This is a genomic window from Bacillus luti (assembly GCF_001884105.1).
In the GTDB taxonomy this organism is placed as follows: Bacteria; Bacillota; Bacilli; order Bacillales; family Bacillaceae_G; genus Bacillus_A; species Bacillus_A luti.
On the sequence record NZ_MACI01000085.1, the window covers coordinates 1 to 21,845 of the forward strand.

A 21,845-nucleotide genomic window follows, 5' to 3' on the forward strand; every position below is an offset into this window, starting at 1 on the left:
CCGTATATAAATATTCAACCGAATGAAATGCATATATCTTCTTCATGAGTGTCCCATTTTCAAAAACAAGTAAACACGGTACACTTTCGATTCCATACTCTTTCGCTAAATGCGGAGCAAAATTCAAATCTAACATTCCAATTTTCAGATCCTCAATTGTCATCTCAACAACCGTTAACATCTTTTTTGCTAATTGGCATGTTCCACACATCGGAGTATATACATATAACACTGTTTTTTCTTCGTTCTCTATTAGGGCTGTAGCCTCGGCTCCTGTCCAGTCAATCACTTCTATCATTCCTTACCGTAAATATTCTGTATAGACGTCAATGTCAGCTCCCCATAATACATTTGCTAAGTGTGAAGACGGCGCAGTTGCCACTTCTCGGTATGAGCGATCGATATAAATATGCTCTGCTTGCGGAAATTCTTTTCGAAATTGTTTCCTTAACTTTTCTCCAGCATCATCAGCATCCACTAGCACATACACTTCCTTATCAAAAAACTGATCAACGAGCTCATCCATTTTCGACAAACCAATTGTACCATTTGTACAAACAATTTCCACCGGTTCACGAATAATAGATTCAATCTTTCTTCTATCTGATGTACCTTCTACAATAATGACTTTTTCTACATAAATCATATGTCATCACCCGATCACCATATACTATACAACCTTTAACTTAGTATATAGTATATTCGTTATTTTCATGTTGTTTCCTGTTTATTTTTGCAAAAGAAAAGCGCAAGCGGCTTGTTCAGATTGTGAGGGGGATGGAGCTTCTGACGTAAAGGCGCTTTTTGCCTTGCAGGAAGAAGCGAAGCCACCGAACAATCCAGCCGCTGAAGCTGGACAATAAAAAGCGTTCTCCTACACGATAATTAGTATATGATTCTACGTTCATTATTTTACACAAAATAAAAAAGGACAGCACAAAGGCTGTCCTTCAGTCGACTATAATTAGTCTTGGTTTGTCATTTCTGCATATTTTTCTGCAGTTAATAACTTCTCAACTTGGCTTGCATCAGAAAGTTCAACTTTAACCATCCATGCACCCTCGTATGGAGATTCGTTAACAAGTTCTGGTTGGTCACTTAATTCTTCGTTTACTGCTACAACTTTACCGCTTACAGGTGCGTATAACTCAGAAACTGTTTTAACAGATTCTACGCTTCCGAATGGCTCGTCAGCTTGGATTGTTGCACCTACTTCAGGAAGTTCAACGAATACGATATCGCCTAACTCACCTTGTGCAAAGTGAGTAATACCGATAACAACTTCATTACCTTCAGTTTTTACCCATTCGTGTTCTTCAGAGTAACGTAAATTATTTGGAATGCTCATGACTGTACCTCCAGTGAATGTATTAATTATGTAAAAATACCTTATTGGTACTTTTTCCACACACTTTCAAACTGCTCTTCGTTAAAACCAAGTGTTACACTCGTTCCATCTGTTACGATTGGACGTTTAATCAACATGCCATCAGATGCTAAAAGTTCGTACATTTCGTCTTCACTTGCATCTTTTAACTTATCTTTCAGACCAAGCTCGCGGTAACGCATTCCACTTGTATTAAAGAATTTTTTTAATGGTAACTCACTTTTTTCATGTAAATTACGTAAATCTTCTTTTGACGGTGGATTTTCAACAATATGAATCATCTCATATGCTACATCGTTTGCCTCAAACCATTTCTTTGCCTTTTGACATGTGCCACACTTTGGATATGAATAAAATGTTACTGTCATAAATTCACCTACTTTTTTACTAACCTTTACCTTTATCATATAGAAAACGTTTTATTATTTCAAACGATTATTCGCTAAACTTTTACTTATTTCGTGATAAATTTTAATAATCCTGCGAATTTTTCTTATTTTTCCGCCATTTGTAAGAAAAAAATAAATTATATATTTTTTTATATTCTTCTCGCCAGCTGCACCGAACACATATCTTAAACAAACGTTTGATTAATTTCCTATTTTTCTTCTTTTACTTTAAACTGCCTCGATTCTTCCCTACCGAACATACATCTTAAACAAACGTTTGATTAACTCCCTATTTTTTCTTCGTTTCCTTTCAGCTGCATTGATGCCTCCCTACCGAACATACATCTTAAACAAACGTTTGATTAATTCCCTATTTTTCTTCTTTTACTTTGATATGCACTGATTCCTTCTTACCGAACATACACCTTAAACAAACGTTTGATTAAAAATAAAAAAGGGCCCTTTGACAGGCTCCTTCATCATCGACTTAAATAATCTGCAATTGTTTGAAATACTACAATATACATATTATGAATACTTTCTTCTGTATTTCCACCATTTGATAAACCAACTGCCCATTGTTGCCCTTCACCACTTCCGATATTTGCAAAACCTTGCGTATACATAGCATTTACATCTTTTTGTGCACTGTCATATTCTATATTTTTTGTAATAAAAATTGAATATGATTTATCTTGTAAACCAATAAAAAACACTGGTTTCTTTAGCGATGAAAACACATTTTTATACTGCTCTGTTGAGGCTTCTTGAAAGTGATCTTTCATTATTAGAAAACCGTCCACTTCCTTAGATTTCTTTTCCAGTTCCTCTAGCTTTATTTTCTCAAACTTTACATTCCTAAACGTATCTTTCGGCTTTTCGCCAACAACTCCAATCACGAGTGCTCTCCCGTTATATTCTAATTTCTCTCCTTCATTATCTTTGGCACACCCAGCACCGACTAGGCATAACAATATAAAAATTAAGAAATACGATAAACGCTTCATTTAGCACCCTCTCCTTCTTTTAAGTCAAGTGACAAAAACGTAAGATTAGTTCAAGAAAATGTAAGTAAAATCGATAGCCCCATTCGCGTTTCTATATTATAATCAATTGAATTTACTTACATTACTAAAAAACATAGGAGATTGTCATGAAGAAATTTAAACTTTCATCTTTTCTTCCGTTAAGTTATATACTTCTACTCGTACTCGTAAGTCCCCTTTACGATGTATTAAATAAATCAACTGTTCACGCAGTAGACGTCACAACAGTAGTAGATGATTGGATTCCATTTGTAAAAGCATTTATTATTCCTTATTTACTTTGGTTCCCATACTTATACGGTGCACTTATTTATTATTGTTTTGCTGATCGAAAGCAATATTACGTGACTTTAAGTAGTATCATTCTTGGCAAACTTGCTTGTTTTTCTGTTTATTATTTTTGGCAAACAACAGTACCGCGTCCAACAGTTGTTGGAACAGACGTGTTTTCCGAACTAGTTCGCTATATTTATAGTATCGACCAACCGGTCAACTGTTTCCCTAGCATTCACGTCCTTACTACATTTGTAATTATGCTAGCTGCCTTTAAACGTAGAGAACAGCATGCTTTTGAATATTATATTCTTACTTTCTTCGGTACACTGATCATTTTATCAACGTTATTTACGAAGCAACATGCATTTATAGATGCTCTTTCTGGAATGACGCTGGCAAGCGTACTTTACTTCGGTGTTCAGCTATTGTTAGCAAAAGAACCAATAAGGGTTCCAATAAAACAAAATCATAAAATGTAACGTAACAAAAAAGCAGACTGTGGCTTCTTCAGTCTGCTTTTATCTATTATTAAGGAGATTTTCAATTTAAGATTGCGGTACAGTCATATCACCAGAATGAATACGACCTGCTTTTTTAAGAGCAATGTAAAGTATATAAGAAACAGCTACTGGAATGATGATATAAGTGATTACCATCGCTGGGACAACTTCCCATCCTTGGCTGGAAATTAAATTAATTGGTGCGATAAGAGAACTTAATCCAAGACCTGCAATTTCTTTCCCTGCTTCTAGCTGGAAAATTAATGCGGATACTGGGCCAACTATGGCGCTGGCGACGACAGTTGGGACGAGAATCATTGGATTTTTAGTAATGTTTGGCAACTGTACTTTCGGAGTACAAAGGGCCTGAGCTAATATGCCGCCTAAATTATTTTCTTTTGCTGAGATGACAGAGAATCCGATAAACTGAGCAACACATCCTGCAAGAGCAGCACCACCTGCAACGCCATCTAAGCTAAGCGCTATCGCTAATGCAGCTGATGAAGCTGGAGAGATAAGTAACAGTCCCCAAACTACTGCAATGACGATAGAAGCAATGAATGGGCTACCAGCTGAACTATCTTTAATAAATGCTCCAACTGCATTTAAAACCGGGCTAATATTTTGTGCTAACCAAATACCGACTAAACCAGAACCTAATATTGCTGCAAATGGAACGAGCATCATATCTAAAGCAGTTTTTCCGCTTAAACGTTTACCAATATATACAGCTAAAGTTGCTGTTAATAACGCTCCAATTGGCTCACCTGTTTTAATGATTAAACCAGCTTCAGTAATTGAAATAGATCCGGCACCAATCGCTCCAGCTACCATCGCTGAGAAGATAACAAGACCGTTTGCACCGAGCATAAAAGCAATCCCGGCTCCAATGGCTGGTGCCATAAGTGATTTTGCAACAACTCCGATTGTAATCAGTAATGGGATATCAACAATTCTTCCTATATTTTCGATCAGTAAACCAATTCCGAGGGATACGAAAATACCTTGCGCAATTCCAGCAGATGCTTTAAATACACGAGACATTATATATTCCTTCATTTGTTTCACCTTCTCCTATAAGTTAGTAACCAATTGTTTTCATATACTCACGTAAAATATCGTTTGATTTTGCGAATCGAGATTCTTCATCCTCTGTTAAATTTAGTTGTACAACTTCTTTCATACCATCTCTAGTAATAATAGCTGGCACCCCTGTACAAATGTCATATTCACCGTACTCACCATCTAAAATAGCTGATACAGCAATTACACGGTAATCATCATTAAAGATTGAGCTTGCAATATATGCTAGAGAATTTCCGATTCCGTAATAAGTAGTACCTTTTCGTTTATAAATTTCCCATCCAGCTTTTGCAGTCTTCTCAACAATCTCATCTAAATCTATTTCACCGAAACGTTCTTTTTTCTCTTCTAAAATTTGCAGAACTGGCTTTCCTCCAACAGTTACATGTGACCAAGCAACCATTTGAGAATCCCCATGCTCTCCTAGTGAATACCCATGAATGCTACGAGGATCTACATGTAACATTTCAGATAAAATTGTTCTTAAGCGAGAAGAATCTAGTGATGTACCTGTACCAATTACACGATTTCTAGGTAATCCTGATAATTTCCACACTTGATATGTAATAATATCAACTGGGTTCGATGCGATTAAGAAAATACCGTCAAATCCACTTTCCATGACACCGCCAACAATGCTTTCCATAATCTTTGCACTTGCTCCTAAAGTATCTAAACGACTTTGTCCAGGCTTTGGTGCTGGTCCTGCTGTAATAATAACAATGTCCATATCTTTGCAGTCTTCATAGTTTCCTGCATATACTTTTGTTCTTGTATTTGTAAAGTTAATGCAATGTGATAAATCCATCGCTTCCCCAACTGCACGTTCATGATTTATATCAATTAATAATAGCTCTTCGCAAATCCCTTGATTTACAATGGAATACGCACAACTTGATCCAACTAATCCAGTACCGATAATTGCAATTTTTCTTGTATTTCTTTTCATAGCAATCTCTCCTAATTGATCATATAATCTATTTCTTTTCTTCTTTACACTCTTAATTATAGAGATTACGACGATAGAAACCATGGATACTTTGTGAAATATTGAACAAAGCATTTGTCCTTTTTGTGAATTGTTATATTCCATTTTCGTCATATTTGTTACAACTGGAAAAATATTTATTATATATTTATTGACATGCAAAAAAATAAAACGAGCGAATCCATATTCGCTCGTTTTTTTCATCTCCATTATTCCGCACTTAATTGACTTTTCAATTGCTGCACAATCATCGGATTCGCAGGTGCTGCTGGCTTATAATAACTCTTTTGCTTCGCGTACTCATACATATTACGTTGGCGCATCTCATCTTGATTACGAATTTGAATTAATGTTTGATGTAATTGTTCATTATCAGACTGAGAAATATAATTTGCATAACTTGTTAAACTTGCATTTAATCCTGCTAAATAATCATTTACCATATCTTTTTCATTCATCTTTCGCTTCCTCCTATCCTAAGAAAGTCATTAATTGTTGTTTCGTATTTCTTGCATCTTGTGCATCCTTTTGTAGCATTTGTTTCAACTGTGGATCTGTACAAGCCTGTGCATACTGCTCTAACTTGTTAATAACTGTTGCGTGTCCACCAATTAAATGACGTAAGTTCTCTACTTCAAGCTCTGTTAAATTTTGCATAGAATACTCCTACCTTTCTTCTTTCATTCACCATTTATTATTTGATTCTTTTTCAATCGTATTCATAAAAAAAACTTTCTTACATTTCCTTCATACTAAAACCAATCGCATCTATTTATAAAAACATAAAAATGTTACAATTACATAAAAATACATTTCTTTAAAATATCCCCTTATGATCCTACATACTTAACAAACAAATCATAGTAAGAAGGTGTGCTTATGCAAAAATTTAAAGGTATCTTCTTTATTGTGTATGCAATCTTATATGTAAAACTTGTAATTGATGTATTAACTGTAAAACCACTATTCACTTCTATACCTTTACACATATTATTTCTCATTTGTTTTCTATTTATAGCACTTAACAATTATAAAAATCGCAACACTATGTTTTTCTTAATATTTATTAGTGCAACTCTATTAGTAAGTATCAGTTTAATTAAAAATACCCTTTTATAAACTCTACATAACAAAGGAGCACTGAACATGAAAACCCACGAATTTCTTACAAAAACCCAAGAAACTTATAACCCTAACCAAAGCCAAGATCCTTTTATATTTATGTTTTTCAGTTTCCTATTAGCGATATACACATACTTAAAACCCACAAAGTAATATCATCTAACAAAAAAGAGCCTCTACTGATTTAGAGGCTCTTTCTACTTAAATTCTGCTTTGCTTCTTCAATCGCCCGTTGCATTTGCACGAATGGATCTTTCATCATTTTCCCATGCCCTGTCGCCAATATAGTCGGCTCATATTTCAGCAACTTTTTGGCGCTTGTTAACGCAACTTCTGCATCCCAAGTGCCAAACACAGGAAACGGAAACAGCCACTTTATTTGTCCTGCAACCGCTACTCCTCCTCTCGTTTGAAATGCGTCTCCTACAATGAGTGCATCATTTCTCGTATCTAAAAATGCCATTGATCCCGGCGTATGACCTGGAGCTGCAATCGCTACAAGAGAACCAATTTTATCTCCCTCTTGAAGAAGAATATCTGGGATTGTATTTATCTGTTTTGACACTCCCACTTTTATTGGTGTGTTTCGTTCTCCCTCTTGCAGTGCCTTATCTCCTTCAAGTAAACAAGCATCTCTTTTAGAAATATAGACCGGAACATCCGGCAGCACTTGTTTTATAGCATCGAGCGCTCCTATATGATCATCATGCGCATGTGTAATAACGATATTCGTAATCGGCTTTCCTATTTTTCGAGCTAATTCTAAAATCTTCTTTGCACAAAATGGCAAAGCCGCATCTATTAAAGTTAATCCTCTTTCTTCTTCAATGAAATAACAGTTAATCGGAAATAGATGCGGGAAAAACGCGATTTGATGAACTGTTCCTACTCTTATTAACTGCATCCTCTTTACCTCCATAAAAAAAGCTGTTTACACATACATATGTAATACAGCCCTTTTCCATTTAATATTTTCTTTTCAAAACTACGATAGTTAAAGCGTAAGAACAAAGTACCCCTGCTAATAAAAACGCATTTGCTAATTTATACTGTTCGCCTGTCAACGAATATAGATTCCCAATTAAAAAGATGATTAAATATAGAAATAAAAATACAAATAACGAAATTTTAGCTGCATTCCCTGTAATATGCTCGCCTCTTTCGTCTTCCCCCTCACTCTTTTGAAAACGTGTTGAATATAAAACACCTATTAGTCCTGCTACTGAGATTATTATCCCCACTACAATACTCATTCCGTTTCCCCCTCTATCTTATATTGAAAAACTTCATGAAACTCCTTACCTAAAATACGTGCAATTTCAAAAGCTAAAATTAAAGATGGATTGTAACGATTCGCTTCAATTGAAGCTATTGTTTGTCTACTTACCCCAGCTTGGTTCGCTAAATCAGTTTGTGACCAGCGTTTTTCTGCCCTTAGTACAACGAGATTATTTTGTAACGTTCCGCTCTGTTTCATAACCTCTCCTTTTTTACATTATTTTCTATATTTTGATTGTAATTTATTTTTAACATCATGTAAACTATTTTTAACATCGATAAAGATAAAAAACCAGCAGCCACAAGGCTACTGGTTCTCTTTCATCTATTAAACTGTGTAACGCTCATCTTCTAAAATTTTCGCAGCGATTTCACGTTTCTTCGGAATTACGTTAAGTGGTGTGTGGCGTGTTAATTTACGTAATGATGATAACATCATGCGCAGCATGTCGCCATTTTCAACTGCGATAAGTGTTTCTTTCGCATCTGCTTCAATTTCGTTGAATGCTTCTTGGCAGAATACTTCAGTGTATAACACTTTTTGTTTATTCTTTTCAAGACCAGTCGTTTTAATTGCTTTTTCTGTACGAAGAACAGCTGACTCCATTGCGTATAGGTTACTTACGATGTCAGCGATATTCACAAGAATTTCTTGCTCTTTATCTAATGCTTTACCGTATTTTTGAGCAGCTAATCCAGCTACCATTAAGCCGATTTTCTTCGCGTTAGTTACTAAATATTTTTGAAGTGCTAATGGCTCATCGCCTACTTCTTCTGGCATCATCATCATTAACTCTTCTTGTAATTTTTGTGCTTTTTGAAGAAGTGGTAATTCACCTTTCATCGCTTTACGTAAGAACGTACCTGGTACGATTAGGCGGTTAATTTCGTTCGTTCCTTCGAAAATACGGTTAATACGAGAATCGCGGTACATTCTTTCAATCTCGTACTCTGCCATAAATCCGTAACCACCGTGAATTTGAACACCTTCATCTACTGTATAATCTAGTACTTCAGAACCGAATACTTTATTTAAAGAGCACTCGATTGCATATTCAGCGATAGAAGCTGCTACTGCTTTACCATCTTTTACTTCTTCTTCAGATAATGTGCTCATGCGGCTTTCGAATAAACCTACTGTACGGTATACAGAGCTTTCAGCTGCATATGTTTTTGCTGCCATATTCGCAAGCTTCTCTTGAATTAATGGGAAGCGAGCGATCGGTTGTTTGAACTGTTGACGTTGGTTTGCATATTGTGCTGAAATTTCTACTGCACGTTTCGCAGATCCAACTGTACCAACACCTAATTTGTAACGGCCGATATTTAAAATGTTGAATGCGATAATATGACCTTTACCGATTTCACCAAGTAAGTTTTCTTTCGGCACTAATGCATCTTCTAAAATTAACGTACGAGTTGAAGAACATTTAATACCCATCTTCTTCTCTTCTGGGCTTGTAGATACACCAGCGTATTCTTTCTCTACGATAAATGCTGAGAAGTGCTCTCCATCAATTTTTGCGTACACGATAAATACGTCAGCGAATGCAGAGTTTGTAATCCATTGTTTTTCACCGTTTAATACGTAATGTGTACCTTCTGCATTTAAACGTGCAGTTGTTTTTGCACCTAATGCATCAGATCCTGAACCTGGCTCTGTTAATGCGTATGCAGCTAATTTTTCACCAGTTGCAAGTAATGGTAAATACTTTTTCTTTTGCTCTTCGTTACCGAATAATACGATTGGTAACGATCCGATACCTACGTGAGCACCGTGAGTAATTGCAAAGCCACCAGCGCGAGAGAATTTCTCTGCGATTAACGCTGAGCTTACTTTATCAAGGCCAATTCCGCCGTACTCTTCTGGTACGTCAGCGCCTAATAAACCAAGTTCACCAGCCTCTTTTAAAAGACGAACTGAACGATCAAATTCATGTTGCTCTAAATATTCAAGCTCTGGAAGAACTTCATTTACGATAAAGTCCTCTGTCGTTTTTGCAATCATTTTATGCTCAGATGAAAAATCTTCTGGCGTAAACACTTGATCAATCGTAATCTCATCAACTAAAAAGCTACCGCCTTTAACCGCACTTCCTACTGTTTTTTCCATGAAAATTTCCTCCTTCATATTTTCATGAGCAGCTTCTCTCTTTTTGAAAGAAGCTAGCTCTCCCTTTTGTTTTTATAAACCTTTGTTGCTTCCATTCTTTGCATTGGCGTCTCCTCGTTGAGCAAGCCACCTGCACTTTTTATCTAATCCAGTTCCAGCGGCTAGAACAGTCGGTCGTTTCATCCCTTCCTGTTCTGAGCGAGCCACCTGCACTTTTTTTATAGTAATTCAAACACTCCCGCTGCTCCCATTCCGCCGCCGATACACATTGTTACGATACCGAATTGTTCGTTGCGGCGTTTCATTTCGTGAATAAGAGATAGTGTTAGTTTTGCTCCTGTACAACCAAGTGGATGTCCAAGTGCGATTGCACCGCCGTTTACGTTTACTTTTTCTTCATCTAATCCAAGTTCACGAATAACTTGAATTGATTGTGAAGCGAATGCTTCATTTAGTTCGAATAGGCCAATATCAGATAGCTCTAAACCAGCTAATTTTAACGCTTTCGGAATTGCAGCGATTGGTCCGATTCCCATTACTTCTGGTGGTACGCCAGCTACTGCAAATGAACGGAATTTCGCAAGTGGTTTCATGCCATCACTCACTGCTTTTTCACGATCCATTAATAGTACAGATGCTGCACCGTCACTCATTTGTGAAGAGTTACCAGCTGTTACAGAACCGCGAACGTTAAATGCTGGACGTAATTTACCTAAAATGTCTAGCGTCGTTTCTGCTCTTACACCTTCGTCTTGTGCGAAAATGATTGTTTCTTCCTGCAGTTTGTTATTTGATCCAACAGTACGTAACGTTACATCTACAGACACTGTTTCATCAGCAAAGTTCCCTGCAGCTAATGCTTTTGCAGCGCGTTGATGACTTCTTACTGCAAATGCATCTTGCTCTTCACGAGAAATTCCATATTTCACAGCAACTTGCTCTGCTGTATGTCCCATACCCATATAATATTCTGGAGCCGCTTCTACAAGGCGACTATTCGGACGAACAACGTGCCCCATCATCGGAACTAAACTCATTGATTCCGCTCCGCCTGATAATACAGCTTCCGAGTGACCAAGCATAATGCGCTCTGCTCCGTAAGCGATACTTTGTAAACCTGAAGAACAGTAACGGTTAATTGTAATAGCTGGAACATCGTAAGAAAGTCCTGCTAATCCGCCGATATTACGAGCCATATTTAAACCTTGCTCTGCTTCTGGCATCGCACAACCGAAGATTAAATCATCGATTGGTCCTTCATAATTCGCACGCTTTAACGTTTCCTTTACTACTAACGCCCCTAGATCGTCAGGACGAACTGTTTTTAATGAACCCCTCTTTGCTTTTCCAATTGGTGTTCTTGCTCCCGCAACAATGACAGCTTCTCTCATGAACGATATCTCCCCTCGTTATTAGTTACGTAATGGCTTTCCTTTTACAAGCATGTGCTGCATTCTTGCTTGTGATTTCATCTCACTTACTAAGCTAATAAATGCTTCACGTTCTACATCTAATAAATACTGCTCATCAACTTCTGTTCCGTACGGCACTTTTCCGCCTGCAATGACATATGCAAGTTTCTTCGCAATGTGAAGATCATGTTCAGAAATGTAACCTGATAAATGCATTGCTTCTGCACCAAGTACAAGCGTTGCATAGCCTGTTTCACCAACAACTGGTATCTTTTTGCGAATCGGCGCTTTATAACCCGCTTCATATAAAGAAAGTGCTTTCTGCTTCGCATCATATAGTAAGTGATCACCATTCACACTAATACCATCTTTATCGCCTAAGAAGTTGTTCGATACAGCTTCTTGTGCTGATGTAGAAACTTTCGCCATCGCTACAGATTCGAATACTTTATTCGCAATTTTTTGCAGATCAAACTCTACACCGTTTGGCATTTTATTTAAGTGTTTAATGTATAGCTCTTTATTACCGCCTCCGCCAGGGATTAAGCCAACACCAACTTCTACTAAGCCCATATACGTTTCACTAGAAGCTTGAATGCTTGCTGCTGGTAAACATACTTCTGTACCTCCGCCAAGTGTCATACCATATGGTGCTGCTACAACTGGCTTAGAAGAGTACTTAATTTTCGTCATTGCATCTTGGAAGTTTTTCACAACCCACTCAATTTCAAAGTAGTTATCATCTTGTGCTTCCATTAAGATCATTGCTAGGTTCGCACCAACGCAGAAGTTCTTCGATTGGTTACCGATAACAAGACCCTTATAATTCTTTTCTACTTCATCAACAGCGTAGTTAATCATTTGCGTAATATCCATACCGATTGCATTGCTCTTCGAATGGAATTCCAAGCAAAGGATGCCGTCGCCTAAATCAATTAAGCTCGCTCCGCTATTTTTCTTTAATACGCCATTTTTCGCTTTTAATTGTTTAAGAGAAATTGCCTTTTTATTACGTTCGATTAACTTATATTCGCCATTATCGTAATAGTAGCTATCGCCGTTATCATGTTTGTAGAAAGTAGTGAAACCTTTCTCTAACATTTCTGTCACCCAAGTCGGAACAACTGCGCCGTTTTCTTCCATCTTTTGAACGGATTTTTCAACACCAATTGCATCCCAAACTTCAAACGGTCCTTGCTCCCAGCCGAAGCCCCACTTCATCGCTTGGTCAATTGCAACGATATCGTCAGCAATTTCTTTATGAAGTTTTGCAGAGTATAAAAGAGTTGGTGTAATGATGTTCCATAACAACTCTCCTGCGCGGTCTTTCGCGTATACAAGCGCTTTCAATTTATTCGATAAACCTTTTTCTTGTTTGCTTAACTCGATCGATGCAGCTTTCAATTTTTTACGAGCTTCGTACTCCATCGTTTCTGGATTTAATTCTAAAATTTCTTTTCCTTGCTTTAAGAAGAAACCTTGACCTGTTTTACTTCCAAGCCATTTTTTATCAAGCATGTCATGCATAAAAGCAGGTACTTTAAATACATCACGCTCTTCTTCTTGTACGTTTTCATATACGTTATTTGCAACATGTACGAATGTATCTAAACCGACAACATCTAATGTACGGAACGTTGCACTCTTCGGACGACCAATTAATGGACCTGTTACAGAATCAACTTCCCCAATGCTGTAGCCGCGTTTTATCATCTCTTGAAGAGTTACAAGTAAACCGTACGTACCGATGCGGTTTCCAATAAAGTTTGGTGTATCTTTTGCGATAACAACGCCTTTTCCAAGAACGTCTTCGCCAAATAGTTTCATGAAACTTAATACTTGTGGATCTGTTTCTTTCGTCGGTATTACCTCTAGAAGTTTTAAATATCGTGGTGGGTTAAAAAAGTGTGTGCCTAAGAAGTGTTTCTGGAAGTCGTCTGAACGACCTTCTGCCATTTTTTCAACTGAAATGCCTGACGTATTCGAGCTTACGATAGAACCCGGTTTACGAACAGCATCTACTTTTTCAAATAGTTTCTTTTTAATATCTAAGTTTTCAACTACTACTTCAATAATCCAATCTACATCAGCAAGACGCTCAAGATCATCTTCTAAGTTACCTGCTTCAATCAGTGTTAAATTCCCTTTCACTGTCAGAGGAGCTGGTTTTTGCTTTACTAGTTTCTGCACAGCCGTATTACTAAAACGATTTCTCACACTTTTATGTTCTAATGTAAGTCCCTTCGCTTCCTCTTCTTTCGTAAGCGCAGGTGGTACAATATCAAGCAATAATGTCGGAATACCAATATTAGCTAAGTGTGCCGCAATTCCTGAACCCATTACGCCTGACCCTAGAACAGCAGCCTTTTTAATTTGGAACATCCAATTCTCCCCCTATTCTTGAATGAATGCTCATTCAATTTTTCGACATAAGTCGCAATCAATGAGTGAGCCTCTACTAATAAATATATGATAACGTTTGAATTTTCGCAATATATTTATTTATAAAATTTTCTGAAATAAATACTTTTCTTTCATTTGGCTATGCTATACATGTGTATTTTCTTCATTCAAATGCACTTTTCCTTTTTATAATCTGACGAAACTGGAGGAATATATATGGCAAAACTTAAGAAGAACCCTTCAAAGGCTGGAATTAGCGCAGCAAGCGTAACTGGAAATGCAGGTCCGCATAATCACGGTGTAGAAAAAGGCCGTCAAGGTAATAATCAACAATATAAGAAACATAATATGGGCGAAAAATAACGCTATATTTTTGGGCAGAGAACGTGGCATAATGGGTAATGGCTGCTTTTTCTGCCCAATTTATTTGTAACAAATGAGGGAATTATAATGAAGCGAACAATAGTTATGATTGTAATGATTGCTACACTATTTACAGGAATGATTTTCTTCTCTTATGCACACAGACAACAAGCTGTAAGAGCTGATCAACCTAGTATTACTGGGCAATACGGAATTACAATCGATGCAGACACAGGTGAAATTTTGTATGGGAAACGCGAAGACGAACGCTCTTATCCGGCTAGTATAGCCAAAATGATGACAACGCTTCTCTTACTAGAGAATGTAAAAGAAGATGAAGAAATTACAATTACAGAAAATGCGATTAAAACAGAAAGTCAAAGTAAGAAGATTAAACTACGTGCTGGTGAGAAATTAAAGCGTGATGAGGCATTAAAACTTATGCTTATCATTAGTGCAGATCCGATAGCTGAGTCAATTGCAGAACATATCGCAGGATCAAAAAATGAATTTGTGAAAATGATGAATGAAAGAGCGAAGGAACTTGGTACAAAACATGCGACTTTCAAAAACGCAAGTGGTGCTGATGCACTTGGAAATAAAGTATCACCATATGATATTGCTATTATTACGAAAGAAGCATTAAAGTACCCAGTTGTTTTAGAATATATGAATTCGACACGTACAACTCTACATACTTCAGAACGCTCTCCAAACATCGCAAACTATGGACGAGAAGAACTCTATGACGATCCATATGCGATTGGAAGTAAAAGCGGTCTATCGGCACTCGGAAAATATACGGTCGTAACCGTGGATGAAAAAGATGGAAAACGCGTCATTAACGTCGTATTATCTTCTACTCGCACGCAACTATATCCTGATACGAAGAAAATGGCACATTACGCATTTCAGCAATTAAAATAACCAAGGAGTATAGTCTCCTTGGTTATTTTTTGATCATACCTTTTAATACGAACGCAACATTTGCTGGACGCTCTGCTAGACGACGCATGAAATAGCCATACCAGTCGTTTCCATAAGGCACGTACACACGCATTTTATAGCCTTCTTTTACTAGCTCAAGTTGACGCTCTGTACGAATACCAAATAACATTTGGAATTCAAATTGATCCCTTGAAATATTGTGTTCTTCGGCAAGTTTTTTTGTATATTCAATAATCGCTTCGTCATGTGAAGCAATTGCAGTATAATTTCCATTTAATAAGTGCATTTTAATAATTTTTTTGTAATTGTCATCTACATCTTTCTTGTCCGGGAACGCCACTTCTTCAGGTTCTTTATAAGCCCCTTTTACAAGACGTAAATTAGGGTTATAAGCGTTCAAGTCCTCAATATCTTTTTCTGTACGGTATAGGTAAGCTTGAATAACAGTACCAATATTATCGTATTCAGATTTTAATTGTTTAAAGATATCAATTGTTTTCCCGCAGCGTGTATAGTCTTCCATATCAATGGTAACAAACACACCATTTTCTTTTGCAGCTTCTAAAATACGGCGCATATTGTTCATTACGATTTCATCAGAGATATCTAATCCCATAGAAGTCATTTTTAAAGAAAGCTGCGAATCAAGACCTTCTCTTCCAATTGCACGGATCGCTTCAATCGATTGGTTAGCCATTTCATTTGCTTCTGCTTCATTATCAACGAATTCCCCTAAATAATCGATTGTTACACAAAGACCTTGCTTATTTAATTGTTGAATAGCAGCTGTCGCTAATTCAATCGTCTCCCCTGCGACGAAGCGACCTGCACCAAAGCGCAAACCGTACTTTTTAGCCAGTTTTGTTAGCGCTTTATTTTTAGATAAGAAAAGAAACGAATTTCGCATTAATTGTTCCATGTAATTCACCCCTATGACTGTACTTTATCTGTTTTTTACCCCTCTTCAAAATTATATCATTCTTTAAAATTATTTGATACAAATAATTATTTAGATAATTTATAAAATACTATAAAAACATTTAAAAACCTATATTCTCGCTTGTAAATATGAAGGAAATATTTTTCGACATTTAGAAAAAACGGGTTTACTAGGACCAAAATAGGCATGCCGAAAATATTCGACATGCCTATAAAACCCTTTATATTCCATGTAAATTATACAAGGATATTAATTAAAAAAACTTGAGGTAACATTCACCTCTAGGTTTTCTCACTGCTCATTTCGCTTCTCTTCATTCAACTTTTTAATATTCGTAATTAGCTGTACCATCTCTTCTTTTGCATCAGGATACGTCTCATTCCAATGTTTCACTAAAGCTGGCATCGTCTTCGCAATGTAAGAATAAAGCGCCCACTTCTGCACCTGTTCTTTTCTCTCTTCATTGCTCTCTCCAAGTAATAATTCCGTGTATTTCTCTAACAACCCATCAAATTGCTCGTTAAACTTTTCACTCATCTTTATTTACCTCCTATATGAAAAAAGCAGCGAATATCGCTGCTTTTTCTTATAATTTTGATCGAACAGAGTTTAATTTCTTCTCCATTGTGCTTACTTTATCACGGCGATCATCGATACGAATTGTTGTCGCAACACGCTGTGCGCCTTTCGTATATGGCACTTCATGCATTTGTTGAATAACTTCTAGAATGACAGGAAGATCTCCTTCAATAATTGTATTCATCGGTGTTAATTGATACTTCACGCGATCTGCATTTTTCTCTAGCACCTTTTGTACTTCTGCTACATACTCACTAACACTTGGATTACCTGTTCCTACTGGAATAATCGATACGTCAACAATTGCCATAGTAACTTGCCTCCTATATTCGCTTCTTATATATCCATTGTCTATTTTACCAAAATCTTTATCATTTTAATAATAAGTTATTCCTCTACTTTAAATTGCTCAACCAGTCTTTCTAAATCGCGCATATGCTCTGTCAAACTTTCCATCGTGTGAGCTACCTTTTCTAGATGGTTAACCTGTGACTCAGTCGCTGCATTTACCTCTTCAGAAACAGCTGCACTTTCTTGACTCGTACCAGCAATTGTTTGCATTACCTCTGTAATTTCTCCTTGCTCATGACCTATATTATGTACTTCTTCTACAATGTTCTCAACTGAAGTACTAATCGTATTTACTACTGACATAATTGTGCGGAATTCCGTTTCTGCCTCTGTCGTCACTTTATTTTGTGTATCTGCAATATCTTTCAACTTACTTACAACTTCTACAACTCGTTTTACTTCTAATTGTACATCCCCGATCATCGTTGCAATTTCTCCTGTTGCCACTTTTGATTGCTCCGCTAATTTTCGAACTTCTTCAGCAACAACCGCAAAGCCCTTACCTTGCTCACCCGCACGCGCTGCTTCAATTGACGCATTTAAAGCTAACAAATTCGTTTGATCAGAAATACCTTTTATAAGTTCTACAACATTTTGAATCGATCCGACTCTTTGCTCTAACCTGCCAGATGCTTCTTCTGTATGAACAACAATTGAAGAAGATTCTCCCCTTGTACGAACTAAATTCTTCATCGTGTGTAATCCTTGTTTAGATGCCGATTCTGCTTTGCTAGCCACTCCTTTTATTTCACCAACGGAGCTATTCATTTGCTCCACTGACTGCGCCATGTTCTCAAGTTGTGCTGAAACTTCATCTACACTATTCGCAAGAGTAGATGCTCCCCCGCTTACATCATCCATTGCACCAGAAACTTCTCTACTAGCCGCTACAGTTTCATTCGTTAAATAATGTAGATTATTCGTTGATTGTTGTACCGTCGATACGCTGTTTTTAATTTTACTTACCATTTCATTCATTTGCTCAACCATACGATTAAAATGGTTCGTTAGCTCCCCAACCTCATCTTTACTCGTCACTTTCATTTGCAGCGTTAAATCTCCTTCCGCTACTTTTTGAACGTGATCCGTTAATAGTTGCAGTGGTCTTGCTAATCTTCTTGAGAATAAATATGAAGCTATAATTCCAACTAATAAGCTAATACATGCCATTATAATGACTGTATTTCTCGTACTGTTTAATAACTCATCAATTGTTTGCTTCGGATAAAAAATACCGATTTTCCATTTCATCGCATCAAATGATTGGCTATAAACGACTACATCTTCACCCTTTACTGTCGTTTCAGCAAATTTTGTTACATCTTTATTTAAACTCTTCATAAGCGGTTCTTTAGAAATATCTTTCCCCACTTTTTCCGGATACACAAGAGCCATATTTTTATCATTTACAATAAACATTTCGCCGTTGTTACTGTATTGAATATTATGAAGCAACTTCTGAATCGTCCCAAGTGATACATCCATCGCAACAACACCTAATACAGATCCATCTTGCGCTGTAATTGCTTTAGAAACTCCTACACTTAGCTTACCTGTTGTAATTTCGTATAAGGGTTGGCCCCAATGAACTTTTTTCACATCAGCCTCTGAATCTTTATACCATGGTCTTGTCGTTGGATCGTATCCTTCTGGCACTTGCCCACCGTCAGCAATACTAGCACTCAATGTCTTTTTATCTTTCGTACCTATATATAAATCTAAAATACCAGGATGATTCTTTTTATATTCCAAAAACTCTTTCGTTAAAAATGCTTCCTCTTCCGGAGTTACCCCGTCTTGAATCATATTGCGAACCATTTCACTGTTCGCATAATATCCCATATCTTCATCAATTCTTTGAACAAATCCCGTAAGTTGCTCTGTCACAAGATCCATCGTATTTTGAGAATACTGGTCTAAGGAGCGCACTTCCTTCTCTTTCTGTAATTGATACATTGTTGTACCTAGTATGACAAACATCATAGAAATCAGTACCGAAAATACTACTGCAATTTTTAACCGTAAACTTCTCAACATCTTCCCCCATGCATCCCCTTCTCGTTGTAATGTAATCATATTAATCATTATATTAAGTATAATGGATAGATATAAAAAATTGAAATTAATTCTCATCTCAATTTGAACAGAACACCTACTACCACTTGTGCAAAAACAAATAGTTCATTATTCTTAAGCTATATAAAGTGAAACTTTAATCAGTGGGGTTTTGTTCATCCCCACTGATTATTAGCCTTCACCAATCGGACATTTACAGGCAGTTAATCTCCCACCTAACTTCTTTGCTCCAGCCGAATTTTGAGGTGGGAGTTTTACTGCCCGTTAATGTGGGATAATCTCATTCGTTCGGAGGGAACTATGTTACAAAAATTCGGTTTCTCACAATATGAAAGCCAAGCTTATGAAATTGTCGTATCAAGCAATGAACCGCTAGATGCTACGACAATTGTGAAGCACTCTGGTGTTCCAAAAGCAAAAATATATGAAGTGCTAGCACGCCTGATCGATAAAGGCATGGTAATGGATTCTGTTTCAGAAAAGAAAAAGTTGTATACAGCATTGCCACTCAAGCTAGCAATTGAAAAATTAACGACAGAATTCCAATCAAACATTCAAGAATTGGAAACGAATATATCGAAAAAATCATTTACAGATGACCGTGTATGGAGCTTAAAGATGCAATCTTCTATTCGAGTTCAAAGTAAAGAACTCATAGAAAGTGCAACAGAATCAATTCGTATTTCAGCTTGGAATGATACGCTTTTAGAATATCTTCCATTACTAGAACAAAAAGCAAAGCAAGGTGCCCTCATTGAATCTCTCATAGTCGGAAACGTAGAAACAGAGTTAGAAAATATGCATTTTCTAATTCCAGCTGAAGAACCTAACGCATTAGAGCGTTACTTACTACTTATCGTTGACGACCGCGAAATTTTATTCGCTGGTGTAGAGCAAGAATCATGGCAAGCGATGAAAACAATGTCACAACCTTTCGTGAAGTTCTTTACAGAATTCTTCTATCACGACGTTGCACTTGCGAAAATCACCCAGAAACACCATGACCTCTTTATGGAGGATGAAGAAATTAAGAGTTTGTTAATGAAGTTGAGGTATTAATTGAAAACCAAAAAAGGAGTCTAGTTTTTCACCTAGACTCCTTTTTATTTTGTTCCTTTATCTCCATCAACAGCTCAATAATTTTCTCATTTTGTTCCACTTGTTTCTCTGAATTTTGATAGATGAAACGAATCCATCTAAAGAGAAAAATTACAAGGAAGAATGGTATAACCGTAAATATAAAACCAATAATTGAATAATCCATATACTATCACCTCGCTATATACCTCTTTCTCCATTTCTCTCCTAACCCCTGCAATTTTTTACAAAACAAAAAGAACCTATCAAACGATAGATTCTTCTTTCGCAAACTGAGTAGAGCGTCCTCTCGTAATCGAGAAAATCGCACAAAGCAGCGCTAATATAATAAAGCCGCCTCCTACCCAAGCATTATATATAACAGATGATTTTTCAATAACAACTCCGCCTACTGTTGAACCGAGGGCAATTCCTAAATGAAGGGCAGAGTTATTCAAACTTTGCTGAATACCAGCTGATTCCGGTGCAATTTCAATTAAATAGTTTTGCTGTGCTGGTGAAATAGCCCAGCTCAGCATACTCCAAAGTCCCATCATAATGATGAAGAGCGGGAATGAGAATGTCATCATTGGCAACATAAAGATTACACACACAAATACGATAATGATGGAAATAATACTTTTCTTCGATCCCCATTTATCAGCAAGAAAGCCCCCAAGGCCGCCTCCAAGTACCGCTGCAATTCCGAAAATGAAGTAAAATACACTAATCCAATTCGCTTCAACATGCATAACATCTTTTAAGAAAGGCGTTAAATATGCATATAGTGTTAAATGACCTGTTAAAAATAAGAATGACGTTAACTGCGCACTGACAATTTTTTTATCTTTTAACGTAGCAATTTGTTCTCTTATTGATAATACCGATGTCGCTGGTACTTTCGTTAAGAACAATGAAATACAAGCGATCGCCATAACCGTTAATACCGAAATTAATACAAATGGTGCACGCCATCCATATGCATTGCCGAGTACAAGACCAAGTGGTACTCCAAGTACGAGCGATCCACTAATCCCCATAAAAATGATTCCAATTGCACGCGCACGAAAATGCGGTTCTACTACACTAGATGCAAGTGTTACAGATAGTGCAATAATTAATGAACCACTCGCTGCACAAATAACCCTTGAGAACATTAACATTCCGTAATTCACACTAAATGCTGAAATGATATTTCCGATTAAGAAAATTGATAATGCCCCAATATATAATGTTTTTCTTTCTATTTTCCCTGTTAATGCTAATAAAACTGGACCTGACAAAGCAAATACTACCGAAAATATTGTGATAAGCTGACCAGCTGCACTAATTGATACACCTAAATCATTGGCAACTAAATCAAGCGTTCCTCCTATAATTAGCTCAACCGTTCCGACTACGAAAGCCGCAATAGCTAAAATGTACACACGAAAATTCAAGTCTTTCCCCACACTTTCTATTTTGGTTACTACGACTATAGTAACCAAAATAGAAAGTGGAAGCAAGTACAATTT

28 protein-coding genes are annotated in these 21,845 nt (G+C 36.8%); 6 read left to right on the top strand and 22 right to left on the bottom strand.

Annotated features, from left to right (window positions below; genetic code table 11):
- Both BAQ48_RS21060 and BAQ48_RS21065 read right to left on the bottom strand, forming a co-directional pair.
- A partial coding sequence (locus BAQ48_RS21060; RefSeq protein WP_084064973.1) for a thioredoxin family protein occupies window positions 1-298 on the bottom strand: 298 nt, incomplete at its 3' end.
- Between the two features lie 3 nt (window positions 299-301).
- Window positions 302-646: a toprim domain-containing protein gene (locus BAQ48_RS21065; RefSeq protein ID WP_000640869.1), complete on the bottom strand. Its 345-nt coding sequence runs from the start codon at window positions 644-646 to the stop codon at window positions 302-304.
- A 67-nt stretch (window positions 647-713) separates the two neighbouring features.
- On the opposite strand from BAQ48_RS21065, the gene BAQ48_RS28030 reads away from it, so the two are divergent.
- Window positions 714-863, top strand: a complete 150-nt coding sequence (locus BAQ48_RS28030) for a hypothetical protein (RefSeq protein WP_165613807.1) — start codon at window positions 714-716, stop codon at window positions 861-863.
- A 101-nt stretch (window positions 864-964) separates the two neighbouring features.
- Here the strand turns inward: BAQ48_RS28030 and gcvH are convergent, their stop codons facing one another.
- The 3 genes from gcvH to BAQ48_RS21080 form a co-directional block, all read right to left on the bottom strand.
- A complete protein-coding gene (gene gcvH, locus BAQ48_RS21070; protein WP_000026898.1) occupies window positions 965-1,348 on the bottom strand; it encodes a glycine cleavage system protein GcvH in 384 nt (127 codons plus the stop codon).
- Window positions 1,349-1,389: 41 nt separating this feature from the next.
- Entirely contained in the window at window positions 1,390-1,755 is a 366-nt protein-coding gene (locus BAQ48_RS21075; protein WP_002129756.1) for an arsenate reductase family protein, read from the bottom strand.
- Between the two features lie 500 nt (window positions 1,756-2,255).
- Window positions 2,256-2,783, bottom strand: coding sequence for a hypothetical protein (locus BAQ48_RS21080; protein WP_071712706.1), 528 nt, complete (start codon window positions 2,781-2,783; stop codon window positions 2,256-2,258).
- 146 nt (window positions 2,784-2,929) lie between these two features.
- Here BAQ48_RS21080 and BAQ48_RS21085 point away from each other — a divergent pair, with 146 nt between their 5' ends.
- Complete coding sequence (locus tag BAQ48_RS21085) at window positions 2,930-3,577, top strand: phosphatase PAP2 family protein (RefSeq protein WP_071712707.1); 648 nt, start codon at window positions 2,930-2,932, stop codon at window positions 3,575-3,577.
- A 66-nt stretch (window positions 3,578-3,643) separates the two neighbouring features.
- Here the strand turns inward: BAQ48_RS21085 and BAQ48_RS21090 are convergent, their stop codons facing one another.
- The 4 genes from BAQ48_RS21090 to BAQ48_RS21105 all read right to left on the bottom strand — a co-directional run bounded on the left by BAQ48_RS21090 (window position 3,644) and on the right by BAQ48_RS21105 (window position 6,326).
- Window positions 3,644-4,657 (bottom strand): PTS sugar transporter subunit IIC, encoded by a 1,014-nt coding sequence (locus tag BAQ48_RS21090; protein WP_000666163.1) that lies wholly within the window; start codon window positions 4,655-4,657, stop codon window positions 3,644-3,646.
- 22 nt (window positions 4,658-4,679) lie between these two features.
- Window positions 4,680-5,630, bottom strand: coding sequence for an L-lactate dehydrogenase (locus BAQ48_RS21095; RefSeq protein ID WP_071712739.1), 951 nt, complete (start codon window positions 5,628-5,630; stop codon window positions 4,680-4,682).
- Between the two features lie 248 nt (window positions 5,631-5,878).
- The gene (locus BAQ48_RS21100) at window positions 5,879-6,127 is read right to left on the bottom strand and encodes a spore coat protein (protein ID WP_001002992.1); all 249 of its coding nucleotides are present in this window, start codon (window positions 6,125-6,127) and stop codon (window positions 5,879-5,881) included.
- A 13-nt stretch (window positions 6,128-6,140) separates the two neighbouring features.
- The gene (locus BAQ48_RS21105; RefSeq protein ID WP_071712708.1) at window positions 6,141-6,326 is read right to left on the bottom strand and encodes a hypothetical protein; all 186 of its coding nucleotides are present in this window, start codon (window positions 6,324-6,326) and stop codon (window positions 6,141-6,143) included.
- A 222-nt stretch (window positions 6,327-6,548) separates the two neighbouring features.
- Here BAQ48_RS21105 and BAQ48_RS21110 point away from each other — a divergent pair, with 222 nt between their 5' ends.
- Window positions 6,549-6,788, top strand: a complete 240-nt coding sequence (locus BAQ48_RS21110; protein ID WP_071712709.1) for a hypothetical protein — start codon at window positions 6,549-6,551, stop codon at window positions 6,786-6,788.
- Between the two features lie 187 nt (window positions 6,789-6,975).
- On the opposite strand, the gene BAQ48_RS21115 is transcribed toward BAQ48_RS21110, so the two are convergent.
- From BAQ48_RS21115 to BAQ48_RS21140, 7 genes are all read right to left on the bottom strand, one after another.
- Window positions 6,976-7,695: an MBL fold metallo-hydrolase gene (locus tag BAQ48_RS21115; RefSeq protein WP_071712710.1), complete on the bottom strand. Its 720-nt coding sequence runs from the start codon at window positions 7,693-7,695 to the stop codon at window positions 6,976-6,978.
- Between the two features lie 61 nt (window positions 7,696-7,756).
- The gene (locus tag BAQ48_RS21120; RefSeq protein WP_071712711.1) at window positions 7,757-8,044 is read right to left on the bottom strand and encodes a DUF2178 domain-containing protein; all 288 of its coding nucleotides are present in this window, start codon (window positions 8,042-8,044) and stop codon (window positions 7,757-7,759) included.
- Window positions 8,041-8,268 (bottom strand): helix-turn-helix transcriptional regulator, encoded by a 228-nt coding sequence (locus BAQ48_RS21125; RefSeq protein WP_000813846.1) that lies wholly within the window; start codon window positions 8,266-8,268, stop codon window positions 8,041-8,043. Before BAQ48_RS21125 ends, BAQ48_RS21120 begins: the two co-directional genes overlap by 4 nt.
- 129 nt (window positions 8,269-8,397) lie before the next feature.
- A complete protein-coding gene (locus BAQ48_RS21130; protein ID WP_000416298.1) occupies window positions 8,398-10,182 on the bottom strand; it encodes an acyl-CoA dehydrogenase family protein in 1,785 nt (594 codons plus the stop codon).
- Window positions 10,183-10,254: 72 nt separating this feature from the next.
- A complete protein-coding gene (locus tag BAQ48_RS28430; protein ID WP_278248847.1) occupies window positions 10,255-10,389 on the bottom strand; it encodes a hypothetical protein in 135 nt (44 codons plus the stop codon).
- Window positions 10,390-10,400: 11 nt separating this feature from the next.
- Complete coding sequence (locus BAQ48_RS21135; RefSeq protein ID WP_001206342.1) at window positions 10,401-11,573, bottom strand: acetyl-CoA C-acetyltransferase; 1,173 nt, start codon at window positions 11,571-11,573, stop codon at window positions 10,401-10,403.
- Window positions 11,574-11,594: 21 nt separating this feature from the next.
- Entirely contained in the window at window positions 11,595-13,976 is a 2,382-nt protein-coding gene (locus tag BAQ48_RS21140; protein WP_071712712.1) for a 3-hydroxyacyl-CoA dehydrogenase/enoyl-CoA hydratase family protein, read from the bottom strand.
- A gap of 237 nt (window positions 13,977-14,213) precedes the next feature.
- Here BAQ48_RS21140 and BAQ48_RS21145 point away from each other — a divergent pair, with 237 nt between their 5' ends.
- Window positions 14,214-14,360: a YuzL family protein gene (locus tag BAQ48_RS21145; RefSeq protein WP_001096344.1), complete on the top strand. Its 147-nt coding sequence runs from the start codon at window positions 14,214-14,216 to the stop codon at window positions 14,358-14,360.
- An 87-nt stretch (window positions 14,361-14,447) separates the two neighbouring features.
- A complete protein-coding gene (locus tag BAQ48_RS21150; RefSeq protein ID WP_071712713.1) occupies window positions 14,448-15,287 on the top strand; it encodes a D-alanyl-D-alanine carboxypeptidase family protein in 840 nt (279 codons plus the stop codon).
- 22 nt (window positions 15,288-15,309) lie between these two features.
- Here BAQ48_RS21150 and BAQ48_RS21155 read toward each other — a convergent pair whose 3' ends face one another.
- From BAQ48_RS21155 to BAQ48_RS21170, 4 genes are all read right to left on the bottom strand, one after another.
- The gene (locus BAQ48_RS21155; protein ID WP_071712714.1) at window positions 15,310-16,227 is read right to left on the bottom strand and encodes a proline dehydrogenase family protein; all 918 of its coding nucleotides are present in this window, start codon (window positions 16,225-16,227) and stop codon (window positions 15,310-15,312) included.
- 312 nt (window positions 16,228-16,539) lie between these two features.
- The gene (locus BAQ48_RS21160) at window positions 16,540-16,785 is read right to left on the bottom strand and encodes a YusU family protein (RefSeq protein ID WP_001290597.1); all 246 of its coding nucleotides are present in this window, start codon (window positions 16,783-16,785) and stop codon (window positions 16,540-16,542) included.
- Window positions 16,786-16,834: 49 nt separating this feature from the next.
- Window positions 16,835-17,137, bottom strand: a complete 303-nt coding sequence (locus BAQ48_RS21165; protein WP_001018860.1) for an MTH1187 family thiamine-binding protein — start codon at window positions 17,135-17,137, stop codon at window positions 16,835-16,837.
- A gap of 77 nt (window positions 17,138-17,214) precedes the next feature.
- Complete coding sequence (locus tag BAQ48_RS21170; protein ID WP_071712715.1) at window positions 17,215-19,215, bottom strand: methyl-accepting chemotaxis protein; 2,001 nt, start codon at window positions 19,213-19,215, stop codon at window positions 17,215-17,217.
- 339 nt (window positions 19,216-19,554) lie between these two features.
- Between BAQ48_RS21170 and BAQ48_RS21175 the strand changes: the two genes are divergently transcribed.
- Window positions 19,555-20,313: a TrmB family transcriptional regulator gene (locus tag BAQ48_RS21175; RefSeq protein WP_071712716.1), complete on the top strand. Its 759-nt coding sequence runs from the start codon at window positions 19,555-19,557 to the stop codon at window positions 20,311-20,313.
- Between the two features lie 28 nt (window positions 20,314-20,341).
- Here BAQ48_RS21175 and BAQ48_RS28035 read toward each other — a convergent pair whose 3' ends face one another.
- Entirely contained in the window at window positions 20,342-20,518 is a 177-nt protein-coding gene (locus BAQ48_RS28035; protein WP_071712717.1) for a hypothetical protein, read from the bottom strand.
- 79 nt (window positions 20,519-20,597) lie between these two features.
- Entirely contained in the window at window positions 20,598-21,842 is a 1,245-nt protein-coding gene (locus BAQ48_RS21185; RefSeq protein ID WP_116758543.1) for an MFS transporter, read from the bottom strand.
- Window positions 21,843-21,845: the final 3 nt, after the last annotated feature.